This window comes from Streptomyces sp. NPDC000229 (genome assembly GCF_040300825.1).
In the GTDB taxonomy this organism is placed as follows: Bacteria; Actinomycetota; Actinomycetes; order Streptomycetales; family Streptomycetaceae; genus Streptomyces.
Window position 1 is genome coordinate 32,670 of the sequence record NZ_JBEPEL010000060.1, and the last position, 12,550, is coordinate 45,219.

The 12,550-nt window shown below is 73.5% G+C and carries 10 protein-coding genes; 1 reads left to right on the plus strand and 9 read right to left on the minus strand.

The genetic code is table 11. From position 1 onward, the window contains the following. Positions 1-107: 107 nt before the first annotated feature. The 9 genes from ABT360_RS25245 to rimP all read right to left on the minus strand — a co-directional run bounded on the left by ABT360_RS25245 (position 108) and on the right by rimP (position 11,901). Positions 108-1,052, minus strand: coding sequence for a bifunctional riboflavin kinase/FAD synthetase (locus tag ABT360_RS25245; protein WP_351820743.1), 945 nt, complete (start codon positions 1,050-1,052; stop codon positions 108-110). Positions 1,053-1,094: 42 nt separating this feature from the next. Then, positions 1,095-4,667 carry a trypsin-like peptidase domain-containing protein gene (locus ABT360_RS25250; protein WP_351820746.1) on the minus strand — a complete coding sequence of 1,191 codons (3,573 nt, stop codon included), beginning with the start codon at positions 4,665-4,667 and terminating at the stop codon, positions 1,095-1,097. 216 nt (positions 4,668-4,883) lie between these two features. Further along, the gene (truB, locus tag ABT360_RS25255; protein WP_351820749.1) at positions 4,884-5,783 is read right to left on the minus strand and encodes a tRNA pseudouridine(55) synthase TruB; all 900 of its coding nucleotides are present in this window, start codon (positions 5,781-5,783) and stop codon (positions 4,884-4,886) included. Continuing rightward, positions 5,780-6,226 carry a 30S ribosome-binding factor RbfA gene (rbfA, locus tag ABT360_RS25260; protein WP_351820752.1) on the minus strand — a complete coding sequence of 149 codons (447 nt, stop codon included), beginning with the start codon at positions 6,224-6,226 and terminating at the stop codon, positions 5,780-5,782. The genes truB and rbfA overlap by 4 nt, the downstream gene beginning before the upstream one ends. Before the next feature lie 51 nt (positions 6,227-6,277). Beyond that, entirely contained in the window at positions 6,278-6,571 is a 294-nt protein-coding gene (locus ABT360_RS25265; RefSeq protein ID WP_351820755.1) for a DUF503 domain-containing protein, read from the minus strand. A gap of 139 nt (positions 6,572-6,710) precedes the next feature. Then, the gene (gene infB / locus ABT360_RS25270; RefSeq protein WP_351820758.1) at positions 6,711-9,824 is read right to left on the minus strand and encodes a translation initiation factor IF-2; all 3,114 of its coding nucleotides are present in this window, start codon (positions 9,822-9,824) and stop codon (positions 6,711-6,713) included. 162 nt (positions 9,825-9,986) lie between these two features. Next, positions 9,987-10,265, minus strand: coding sequence for a YlxR family protein (locus ABT360_RS25275; protein ID WP_351820761.1), 279 nt, complete (start codon positions 10,263-10,265; stop codon positions 9,987-9,989). Positions 10,266-10,405: 140 nt separating this feature from the next. After that, positions 10,406-11,401: a transcription termination factor NusA gene (gene nusA / locus ABT360_RS25280; RefSeq protein WP_351820764.1), complete on the minus strand. Its 996-nt coding sequence runs from the start codon at positions 11,399-11,401 to the stop codon at positions 10,406-10,408. 2 nt (positions 11,402-11,403) lie between these two features. Further along, a complete protein-coding gene (gene rimP / locus ABT360_RS25285; RefSeq protein ID WP_351820767.1) occupies positions 11,404-11,901 on the minus strand; it encodes a ribosome maturation factor RimP in 498 nt (165 codons plus the stop codon). Between the two features lie 163 nt (positions 11,902-12,064). Here rimP and ABT360_RS25290 point away from each other — a divergent pair. Next, on the plus strand, positions 12,065-12,550 hold a 486-nt coding region (locus tag ABT360_RS25290), incomplete at its 3' end, for a hypothetical protein (protein WP_351820770.1).

Below are 12,550 nucleotides of genomic sequence, written 5' to 3' on the forward strand. Positions count from 1 at the left end.
CGGCACGACTGCCCACAACGGGGGGGAGCCCCACCCGGGCCGAACGCCCACAACGGACTGGGGGCGGCGCCCGCGCCAGGGTGGGCGATGTCGCCCGGAGGGCGGGCCTACCGGCCGGAGGTGAGGGCGCGGCAGCGCTCGACGTCGTCCGCGATCGCTGCCAGCAGCGCTTCGATGGACTCGAACTTCTGCTGGCCCCGTACGTACGCCAGGAAGTCGACCGCCACGTGCAGCCCGTACAGCTCGAGGCCGACCCGGTCGATGGCGTACGCCTCGACCGTCCGCTCCGTGCCGTCGAACTGCGGGTTCGTGCCGACCGAGATCGCGGCGGGCATCCGCTCCCCCGCCGCCGTGAGCCAGCCGGCGTAGACGCCGTCCGCCGGGATGGCCGTGTGCGGCAGGGTCTCGACGTTCGCGGTCGGGTACCCCAGCCCGCGGCCGCGCTGGGCGCCGCGGACGACCACGCCCTCGACGCGGTGCGGGCGGCCCAGGATCTCGGCGGCGCCCTCGACATCGCCCTCGGCGACGAGGCGCCGCGTCAGGGTCGAGGAGAACGGCTCGCCGCCGCCCGCCTCGCCGCGGACGTACAGGTCGACGACCTCGACCTCGTAGTCGTACGTGGCGCCCATCTCCCGCAGGAACTCCACGTTCCCCGCCGCCTTGTGGCCGAAGCGGAAGTTCGGGCCCTCGATGACGGCGCGCGCGTGCAGCTTGTCGACGAGCACCTTCACGATGAAGTCGGCCGGCGACAGCTGCGAGAACTCGGCCGTGAACGGCAGCACGAGCACCGCGTCGACGCCGAGCTCGGCCATCAGTTCGGCGCGCCGGTGGTGCGGGGCGAGCAGCGGCGGGTGGCTGCCGGGCCGGACGACCTCGGAGGGGTGCGGGTCGAACGTGACGACGACCGACGGGACGCCGAGCTCGCGCGCCCGCTCCACCGCCCGCCCGATGATCAGCTGGTGCCCGCGGTGCACCCCGTCGTAGGAGCCGATGGTGACGACGCTGCGCCCCCAGTCCTGGGGGATGTCCTCCAAGCCACGCCAGCGCTGCACTGTGACCGCTCCTCGCCCGAACCCGTGTACGTCATTGACCTCTTACGCAGGTCTAAGACTGCCATGCCCGCGGCTTCCGGCCCGCATCGGCATCGGATGGACCGGACCGGCCGGGGAGCCGCCCAGGCTCTCGACGGTCCGGCGGGCGCTGGGCCCGACCACGAACGCCCAGTCCGCCGGGGCCTGGCGCAGCCATCCCGCGACCAGGGCCGCGAACCCCGGCACCTGCCGGGCGAGCTCGACGAGCCGCCGGTCGAAGCAGGTCGCGCCCTCGGGCGTACGGACGAGGAGCAGCCCGGTGCGGTGGACCAGCTCCCGGGTGCGCGCCTCCGGCCGCCGCACGCACCCGAGCGCGGCGGCCCGCAGCAGCGCGTCGAGCACGGCGAGGTCACGGCCGTCGTGGCTCTCGTACCGCTCGTACTCCAGGAGCACGTCGAGGAGCTCCTCGCGCAGCGGCCGCGACGCGGGCGTGCCGGGCGCGGCGAGGACGGGGGCCAGCGCGCCGCGCACTTCCACGGGGCAGCCCCGCAGCAGCCCGCTGACCAGTGGGAAGAGCACGGCACGGGCGGCAGGGCCCTGCTCCAGGCGCCGATCGACGTACGCGGCGGCGTGGGCGGCGCCCTCGGGGTGGTGGTGGACGTACGCGCGGACCAGTTCGGCGGCGCGCCGGGCGAGCGCGGGCGTGCGGATCCGGGCGAGCCCTTCCAGTACGGCGTCGGCGTGCGGCCCGCCGTCCAGGAGCCGGGCGCGGAAGGCCGCGAGGACCGGCTCGGGGTGGGTGTGCAGGGCGGCGACGAGCGCGCTCACGGGCAGCCCGGGGGCGCCGGCGCGGAAGGCGGCCAGCACCCGGCGGAGGTACCGGCCCCGGCTGTGCGGGTCGCGGACGAGGATGCCGAGCGCCGCTCCGTGCAGGGCCTGGTCGCCGGGGTGGGCGAGGAGGGCGAGGGCGGCGTACCGGAGGAGTTCGCGGTCGGCGTCGGCGACGGCGTGGGAGGAGAGCAGCTGCGCGTACGCGGCGGCGGCCACGCGCCGCCCGGGCCGGGTGTCGTCGTGGGCCCAGCGGTCGACGGCCCGGCACAGTGCGGCGGGCTCGTCCTCGGCGAGAGCGGCGAGCAGCTCGTCGGCGCGCGGGTGCGCGGTGGTGACGAGCGCCTCGCACAGGTCGTCGACGGCCAGGTCGCGGTGGGCGTACAGCAGGGCCTGCGCGGCCCCGGCGACGGTGGGCCGCACCTGGGCGCCGGGCTGGGCCGGCAGGGGCCGCTCGTCGGTGAACCAGCGGCACAGCAGGGGCTGCACGCCGCGGGGATCGACGGCCAGCCGTACGGCGACGGCGTCGAGGTAACGCGGAGCGTCACGTGTCCCGGGCGCCCCGTCGGCGGGCACGAGGCGGCGCAGCAGGTCGACGCGGTCGTCCTCGCCGATCCGGAGCCGCTCCCAGAACCAGGGCCCGAACTCCTCGAAGCCGCCCGGGTGCCGGGCCCCGTCGGCGCCCGACGCGGCGGCGATGCGCTCGGCGAGCAGCCGCAGCACGCCCAGGTAGGGGCGTACGTCCGGCACCCTGAGCAGGGTCTCGCCCAGCAGCCGGGCGCCCCACCAGGCGGCGTCCCCGCCCCCGTTGCCACCTCCGTGCGCCTCGTCCCCGTCGCCACCCCCGTGCGCCTCGTCGCCGCCCCCGCTCTCGTCGCAGCCCCTGTCCGCCTCGTCCAGCGCCGCGTCCAGGGCCTCGACCAGGCCCTCCAGCCGCTCGGCCAGGGCGGCCGGTCCCTGGACGCGGTCCATCAGCAGCAGCGCCTGGATGACCGGGCCGATCCGGTGCCGGGGTACCGGCAGGTCCGCCGAGGCGTCCCCGTGGACCAGCGCGTCGAGCGCGGCGTCCACGTCCAGGTGCGCGCCCTGGAGCCAGTCACCGACCTCTTCGTGGGCGAACCGGTAGCCGGTGCCGGCCGGGACGATCAGGCCCTCGGTCAGGACGGCGCCCGCCCAGCCGGTGGTCCAGGGGAACAGTTCCTCGAACGCCTCGCGGTCCAGTTGCCCCTGCCCGGGTCCCAGGCAGCGCCGTGCCGCCTCGTGCACGCGCCCCGCCACGCGGGCGGCGAGCCGCCGTACCGCGCCGCCGCGCAGTGGGGGCCGGGACGCGGCGGCGATCCGCACGGCGACGCGGAGGCACATCAGGTCCAGGTGGGCGGCGAAGACCTCCTCCCGGCGGGGCCGGCCGGGCACGTCCCCGGGCAGTGCCTCCCGTACCTCCGCGAGGAGCCGCAGCGCCAGCGGGTGCCGGGCGTCCTCCGCCGCGAGGGCGTCGCCGGGCAGCCCGTACCGTTCCCGGGCCCGCTTCGCCTCCCGCCCGGACAGGTCGCCGATCCGCAGCGCGTCCGGCAGCCGCCAGGCGGGCCTCCCGGGCCGGTACAGCGCCCCGGCGGGGTACCGCGCGCCCGCCTGCTCCCAGTGCTCGGGCCGGCAGGCGACGACGAGCCGGGTGTGGTGCGCGCGGAGCCAGCCCACCGTGCCGGCGGACCACTCGGCGAGCCGGTGCGCCAGGACGGGCGGCATCTCCTCCGGGGCGTCGAGGAGGACGAGCAGGGGGCGCCCCCAGTCCCGGGCGAGCCGTGCCACCCGCGCCGGAGTGGCGGTGCCCATGGCGCCCGGGGCGCCGGAGCAGGCCACGATCCGGCCGGCCTGCCGCAGCGCCCGTGCGACCGCGTCGGCCAGGGACGTGTCGTCCGCGTGCAGGTCGGCGCCGCGCAGCCAGAGGGTGGGGGCGGGTGCGTCGCCGCGCGCCCGGCGGTCGGCGAGGGCGCGCAGTTCGGTGGTGCGGCCGCTGCCGGGGTCGCCGACGAGGGCGCACACCACGGCGTCCGACTCGGTGAACGCTTCCAACTCCCCCGCGACGGCGCGTCGGTCCACCGGGTCGGGGCAGGTGCTGGGCCCGCCGACGGTTCCACCCGTCGTGGCGGTGAGCTGGAGGGCGGCGGCGAGGTTGAGGTCGTCGCCGTACGCCGGGACGGTGGCGGCGTTGCGCCGCAGCAGCGCGGCCAGCGGGCCTTCGGGCGCCGATGCGGCCACCCGCGCGAGCGGTACGGCGAGCCCGGCCGCCCGGTGCCCGGCGTGCAGCGCCGTCCCCAGCACGCCCAGGACCGCGCCGGTCCCGGCGTCCAGTACGGGCCCGCCGGCGGCCTCGCCGCCCAGCCGCAGCGCCTCGCGGCCCTCCGTCCCGATGGCGAGCTCCAGTACGTCACCGAGCAGGTGGAACCGGTCCGCCGCCGTGTAGGTCACCCGGGCCGTACCGAGCACCCGTGCCTCGCGCCAGCCTCGCGCGGCGATCCGTACGTAGGTTCCCGCCTCCAGGCGCCCCCGGCCCGCGACGGGCAGCGGGCTCACCCCGAGGCCTTCGGTGCGCACGAGCGCCAGGTCGGCCTCGGGCAGCGGGACGATGGCCTCGGCCTCGGCCGCGCACGTGCGCCCACCGGGGGCGTGCACCTCCACCCGTACGAGTCCGTCCACCGCTTCGTGGCTGGTCACGACCGTGCCCTCGTCGTCGGCGACGAAGCCGACCCCGCGGGCCCGGCCCGCCGGATCACAGATCCGCACCAGCGTCGCCCGTTCCCCGCGTTCCATGGTTCGACGGTAGGGCGGAGTTGATCACCGGGAGAAGGACGCGATCCGAAAGCGCCCCCGTGTGCCCCCGCTGTTCACTCCGAGCGCCTGGCCAAGTGGGTGAATCCTGGGCTCCGGGCGGATAGACCCCCTGCGAGGGGGATCGTGGAGCGGGCAGCCGGCGCCGGGCGCCCGCCGCCCGCTCCACGGTGGGCCGGTCTTCCCGGCCCGGCCGGGTCAGCCGAAGACCGCCAGGCTCTTCGCCCTGCCGTTCTTCTCCTCCACCAGCGCCAGGAAGCGGCCGTCCGGTCCGAAGACGGCGACCGGGGCCTCGTCGTAGGCCGGCATGTCCAGGCGTACGCCGTTCAGCAGGAGCTTCGCCCGCCGCTCGTCCACCTCCCAGCGGGGAAACGCGGCGGCCGCGGCTTCGGCGATCGGCATGACCGTGAGCTCCTCCTGGAGCTGGTCCAGGGTGCGGGCCGCGTCCAGCTTGTACGGGCCGACACGGGTGCGCCGCAGAGCCGTGAGGTGCCCGCCGACGCCGAGCCCGGCACCCAGGTCGCGGGCGAGGGCGCGGATGTACGTACCGGAGGAGCAGACCACCGACACGACCAGGTCGACGACCGGCGTCCCGTCCTCCGCGACGGCGTCGCGCATGTCGTACACCCGGAACGACGAGACCGTCACCGGGCGGGCCGGGATGTCGAACTCCTCGCCGCCCCGCACGCGCGCGTACGACCGCTTGCCGTCGATCTTGATGGCGCTGACCTTGGACGGCACCTGCATGATGGCGCCGGTCAGCTTGGCCACCTCCCCGTCGACGGCCTCGCGGGTGACCCCGGAGGCGTCGGTGGAGGAGGTGATCTCGCCCTCCGCGTCGTCGGTGACGCTGTCCTGCCCGAGGCGGATGGTGCCCAGGTACTCCTTCTCGGTCAGCGCGAGGTGACCGAGCAGCTTGGTGGCCTTCTCGACGCCGAGGACCAGCACGCCGGTGGCCATCGGGTCGAGCGTCCCCGCGTGTCCGACGCGGCGGGTCCTGGCGATCCCGCGCATCTTGGCGACGACGTCGTGCGAAGTGAAGCCCGACGGCTTGTCGACGATGACAAGCCCGTCGGGCGTCCTGGTGTGCTGTGTCATTCCGAGGCTTCGCCCTCGTCCTCGTCCTCGGGCTTGCGGTACGGGTCGGCCTCGCCGGCGTACGTCTTGCCGGTCGACACCTCGCGCACCTCCTCGTCCTTGGCCCGAGCCTTGTGGAGGAGGTCCTCGATGGTGCGGGCGTTGTCCGGCAGGGCGTCCGGCACGAAGGTCAGGGTCGGCGTGAAGCGGACCCCGGTCTGCTTGCCCACCTCGGAGCGCAGGATGCCCTTGGCGGACTCCAGGGCCGCCGCGGACGCCGTCCGCTCCTCCTCGTCGCCGTAGACCGTGTAGAAGACCGTGGCCTCCCGCAGGTCACCGGTGACCCGGGCGTCCGTGATGGTCACGAAGCCCAGTCGCGGATCCTTGATACGCCGGTCCAGGGTCTCCGCGACCACGACCTGGATGCGATCGGCCAGCTTGCGGGCCCGCGCGTTGTCGGCCACCGGTCCTTCTCCTCTTTCGTCCTACGTTCGTCGTGCCGCAGTGCGACACGTTCAGTCTTCATCGGTGTGCATGCGCCGTCGTACCGACAGCAGCTCCACCTCGGGCCGGCCCGCGACCATGCGCTCGCACCGGTCCAGCACGTCCGTCAGGTGCCCGACGTCCCCCGACACCATCGCGAGGCCGATCTGGGCCCGGCGATGGAGGTTCTGGGAGTCGGTCTCCGCCACGCTCACCGCGAATTTGCGTTGCAGCTCCGCGATGATCGGGCGGACGACGGAGCGCTTCTCCTTCAACGACCGTACGTCGCCGAGGAGCAGGTCGAAGGACAGAGTCCCCACATACATGGATCGCCCGGATGTCCCGCCGGTTCGGGTTCAGGGCCCCGCCAACCACTTGGCAGGGACACCAAGAACCGTACACGCAACGGCCGGGGCCGATCGACGGAAATACTTCCGCCGACCGGCCCCGGCTGCCGTGGCTGGATCAGCCGCGCGGCTTCTCCCGCATCTCGTACGTCGCGATGACGTCGTCGACCTTGATGTCGTTGAAGTTTCCGAGGTTGATACCACCCTCGAAGCCTTCGCGGATCTCGGTGACGTCGTCCTTGAAGCGACGCAGACCCTCGATGTTGAGGTTCTCCGCGATGACCTTGCCGTCGCGGATGAGGCGCGCCTTGGTGTTGCGCTTGACCTCGCCCGAGCGGATGAGGACACCGGCGATGTTGCCCAGCTTGGACGAGCGGAAGACCTCGCGGATCTCCGCCGTGCCGAGCTCGACCTCTTCGTACTCCGGCTTGAGCATGCCCTTGAGGGCCGCCTCGATCTCCTCGATGGCCTGGTAGATCACCGAGTAGTACCGGACGTCGACGCCCTCGCGCTCCGCCATCTGCGCGGCACGGCCGGCCGCGCGGACGTTGAAGCCGATGACGATGGCGTCGGAGCCCATCGCCAGGTCGATGTCCGACTCCGTGACCGCACCGACACCGCGGTGCAGGACCCGGATGTCGACCTCTTCGCCGACGTCGAGCTGGAGCAGCGACGACTCGAGCGCCTCGACGGAACCGGAAGCGTCACCCTTGATGATGAGGTTGAGCTGCTGGATCTCGCCGGCCTTGAGCACCTTGTCCAGGTCCTCGAGGGAGACGCGGCGCACACGCTTGGCGAACGCGGCGTTGCGCTCACGGGCGGCACGCTTCTCGGCGATCTGACGGGCCGTACGGTCCTCGTCGACCACCAGGAAGTTGTCGCCGGCACCCGGGACGTTGGTGAGACCGAGGACGAGGACCGGGGTCGAGGGACCCGCCTCTTCCACGTTCTCGCCCTTGTCGTCGAGCATGGCGCGGACACGGCCGTAGGCGTCGCCCGCGACCATCGTGTCGCCGACCCGCAGCGTGCCTCGCTGGACCAGGACGGTCGCGACGGCGCCGCGGCCCTTGTCCAGGTGGGCCTCGATGGCAATACCCTGCGCGTCCTGCTCCGGGTTGGCCCGGAGGTCGAGCGAGGCGTCGGCCGTCAGGATCACGGCCTCCAGCAGGGAGTCGATGTGCAGACCCTGCTTGGCGGAGATGTCGACGAACATGGTGTCGCCGCCGTACTCCTCGGCCACCAGGCCGTACTCGGTCAGCTGACCGCGCACCTTGACCGGGTCGGCACCCTCGACGTCGATCTTGTTGACCGCGACCACGATCGGCACGTCGGCCGCCTTGGCGTGGTTCAGCGCCTCGATCGTCTGGGGCATCACACCGTCATTGGCCGCGACCACGAGGATCGCGATGTCGGTGGACTTCGCACCACGGGCACGCATGGCGGTGAACGCCTCGTGACCCGGGGTGTCGATGAAGGTGATCTTGCGGTCCTCGCCGTTGACCTCGGTGGCGACCTGGTACGCACCGATGTGCTGCGTAATACCGCCGGCCTCGCCCGCGACGACGTTCGTCTTGCGGATCGCGTCCAGCAGTCGGGTCTTACCGTGGTCGACGTGACCCATGACGGTCACGACCGGCGGACGGGAGGTGAGGTTCTCCTCGCCGCCCTCGTCCTCGCCCCACTCGAGGTCGAAGGACTCGAGCAGCTCGCGGTCCTCCTCCTCGGGGCTGACGATCTGAACCTGGTAGTTCATCTCGTCGCCGAGCAGCTGAAGCGTCTCGTCGGAGACGGACTGCGTGGCGGTGACCATCTCGCCGAGGTTCATCATGACCGCGACGAGCGACGCCGGGTTGGCGTTGATCTTCTCCGCGAAGTCGGTGAGGGACGCACCGCGCGACAGGCGCACGGTCTCGCCGTTGCCGCGAGGCAGCATCACGCCGCCGACCGACGGGGCCTGCATGGCCTCGTACTCCTGGCGCCTCTGCCGCTTCGACTTACGGCCACGACGCGCCGGACCGCCGGGACGGCCGAACGCACCCTGCGTGCCACCACGGCCACCGGGGCCACCGGGACGGCCACCGAAGCCGGGACGACCGCCGAAGCCGCCGCCACCGCCACCGGGACCACCGGGACGACCGCCGCCGCCACCGCCACCGGGACGGCCGGCGAAGCCGCCGCCACCGCCGCCGGGACCGGCCGGACGACCGGCGAAGCCGGGACGACCGCCGCCACCGGCACCGCCGGGACGACCGCCACCACCGGGACCGCGGCCACCACCGGGGCCACCGCCGGGACGGGGACCGGCAGCCGGACGCTGCGGCATCATGCCCGGGTTCGGGCGGTTACCGGCGGGGCCGCCACCCGGGCGCGGGGCCTGGGGACGCGGCATGCCGCCGGGAGTGGGACGCGGGCCACCGGGACCGGCCTGCGGACGGGGACCGCCCTGACCGGCACCCTGCGGACGCGGACCGCCCGGGGCACCGGCGCCACCGGGACGCGGCGCACCACCCGGACGGGGCGCCTGCGGGCGCGCCATGCCGGTGGAGCCACCAGAGGTGAACGGGTTGTTGCCCGGACGCGGACCCGCGGGACGCGGGGCACCCGGACGGGGGGCCTGACGCTCGCCACCGGGACGCGGGGCGCCACCGGGACGGCCGCCGCGCTCGCCGCCCTGACCGCGCTCGCCCTGCGGGCGGCCGGCGGGACGGGGACCGGGCGTGGCACCGGACCGGGGACCGGCGGCCGGGGCCGACGGGGGCGCGGTGAACTCCGGATTCGCCGGGGCCGGCGAGGCGGGCGCCGGCTTGGGCGCCGCCGCGGGCTTCGGACCCGGGGTGGGACGCGGGCCGGGGGCCGGCGCCGCCGGCTTGTCCGCCACCGCGGGCTTCTCGGCCGCCGCGGGCTTCGGCGCGGGAACGCCGGGCTTCGGGGCGGCGGGACGATCCCCCGCGGCCCTGGCGGCCGGGGAGGTGCCTCCAGCCTGCGCCGGGGAGGGCGCGGGGGCGGCAGGCTTGGCGGGCGCGGCCTTGCGAGGCGCGCCCGGCTTCGCTGCGGACTTGCCGGCGTTGCCGCCGGGCCCCTGCAGCGCGTCAGTCAGTTTACGTACAACCGGCGCTTCGATGGTCGAAGACGCCGAACGGACGAATTCACCGAGTTCCTGGAGCTTGGCCATGACGACCTTGCTCTCTACACCGAACTCCTTGGCGAGTTCGTATACCCGGACCTTAGCCACTTCGCTCCTTTTAGGTCCGGGTTACCGCCGGACCGTCGCTACTTCATGGGCGTACTCATCGCGTACTCATCGAGTGCTCATCGCAATCTCGACCTACTTCCAACTCGCGAGGTACCTGACCGCACGGTGTTCCGTGCCGTACTTCTTCTTACGGTGCCGAACTTACGGTGCCGACTGCTCGACGTACTGGCGGACGTCCGCGATGTCGAGCGGCCCCTGGACCCTGAGGGCCCTCGGGAACGCCCTGCGGCGAACCGCCAGGTCGAGACAGACCGAGGCGGGATGCACGTAAGCACCCCGGCCGGGCAGCGTACCGCGTGGATCGGGGACGCACTCGCCCTTGATCAACACGATGCGCAGCAGATCGCGCTTGGCCGCTCGCTCCCGGCATCCCACACAGGTTCGCTCAGGGCAGGCGCGGGCGTGCGTCCGGCCAGACACGGTTAAGTCTACCTCCCCGCAGCGACCTCACCCCTTTGGGGCAAAAATCGAACGGTTGTTGTCGTGATCTCGCCATCGCACAACGTGACCATGGCGAGATCTATTCCCCGAAGCGGGTGCCGAACCGATCCCCGGACGGATCAGCCCTGCTCGGCGGGCTGCTCGGTGTCCGGACGGATGTCGATGCGCCAGCCGGTCAGACGGGCGGCGAGGCGGGCGTTCTGCCCCTCCTTGCCGATCGCCAGCGACAGCTGGTAGTCCGGCACCGTCACCCGGGCGGACCGGGCGGCGAGGTCGACGACCTCCACCTTGGAGACCCGGGCCGGGGACAGCGCGTTGGCCACCATCTCGGCCGGGTCGTCCGACCAGTCGACGATGTCGATCTTCTCGCCGAGCAGCTCGGCCATGACATTGCGCACACGGCTGCCCATCGGGCCGATGCAGGCGCCCTTGGCGTTCAGGCCCGAACGGGTGGACCGCACCGCGATCTTGGTGCGGTGGCCCGCCTCGCGCGCGATCGCCGCGATCTCGACCGAGCCGTCGGCGATCTCCGGGACCTCCAGCGCGAACAGCTTCTTCACCAGATTGGGGTGCGTCCGCGAAAGGGTGACGGAGGGACCGCGCACGCCCTTGGCGACGCGGACCACGTACGTACGCAGCCGCAGGCCGTGCGTGTACTCCTCGCCCGGCACCTGCTCCTGCACCGGCAGGATCGCTTCCAGCTTGTCGTCCAGCTTCACCAGGACGTTCTTGGGGTCCTTGCCCTGCTGCACCATGCCGGCGACGATGTCGCCCTCACGGCGGGCGTACTCGCCGAAGGTGACGTCGTTCTCGGCGTCACGCAGCCGCTGCTGGATGACCTGCCGGGCGGTGCTCGCCGCGATGCGGCCGAAGTCCGACGGCGTGTCGTCGAACTCCTTGGGCTCCTGCCCCTCCTCCAGGTCGGCCGGGTCCTCCTTCGCCCACACCGTCACATGACCGGTCTGCCGGTCCAGCACGACACGGGCGTGGCGGCGGGCTCCCTCGGTGCGGTGGTAGGCGATGAGGAGGGCCGACTCGATCGCCTCGACCAGCAGGTCGAAGGGAATCTCCTTCTCCTGTGCCAAGCCCCTCAGGAGCTTCACGTCGATGTCCACGGCTACGCCTCCTCTTCCTTCTTGTCCTTGCGGTTGAACTCGATCTCCACGCGCGCCTTCACGATGTCCGGGAACGCGACGCGGCGGGCGGTGGGCTTGCGCCCCTTCACGCCCGGCACCTCGAGATCGAGGCCCTCGTCGTCCACGGAGAGGATGCGGGCCACCAGCTCACCGTCCTCGTGGAGCTGAAGCTTCACGAGGCGGCCGGTGGCACGTACGTAGTGGCGGTGCTCGGTCAGCGGGCGGTCGGCGCCCGGCGAGCTGACTTCGAGGACGTACTCCTCGTCGCCCATCGCGTCCGTCTCGTCGAGCTTGTCGGAGATGGCGCGGCTCAGCTCGGCACAGGCGTCGAGTTCCACGCCCTCGTCCGAGTCGACGATGATCCTCAGCATCCGCCGCCGGCCCGCCCGGGACACCTCGATCTCCTCGAGGTCCAGGTCCTTGGCGCTGACCAGCGGTTCCAGCAGCCCGCGCAGCCTTTCGCTCTGGGTGGTGCTCATCCGGGTGACTCCTCGGCCGCGTGTGCTGTTGTGTGGATCGTCGCGTGTCAGATCAAAGGGTATCCGGTCGCGGGGGGTGTTGCCGTCCACCTCCCGACGAGCCGCGGGTACGCTCGCCTGCGATGATCTTCGGGTCCGGCTGGCCTGGCTGAAGGAGTGACGCGTGGGGCGCACGGGAACGACACGCAGACGCGCGCTCATCACGACCGGTGCGGTCGCCGCGGCGGGTGCGCTCGGCGCGTGCACGTCGGACGGGTCGGGCGGTACGCGCTCCGCGTCGGCGGCCGCACGGGCGGCCCGTGCGGAGACGGCGCTGCGGCGCCGGTCGGCCGCGACGAGCGCGGCACTGCTGGCCCGGTACGACGAGGCCCTCGCCGCGCACCCCTCGCTGGCCGCCCGGCTGGCCCCGCTGCGCGCGGCGGTGGCGGCCCACGTCGCGGCCCTGGGCCCGGTGGGCGCGTCACCCTCCCCGTCCTCCCCGTCCGCCCCGACCGGTCCGGCCACCCCGGGCGCGCCCGTCCCCCCGGACGCACCGGCCCGGGCGGGCGCCCCGGCCGGTCCGCGCCAACTTCAAGATCGTGCAGGAGCTGGAGGCCCAGTTCCGCGGCGCCGGCTGGAACGTCGTGAAGTCGCTGTGGGGCAACGCCTG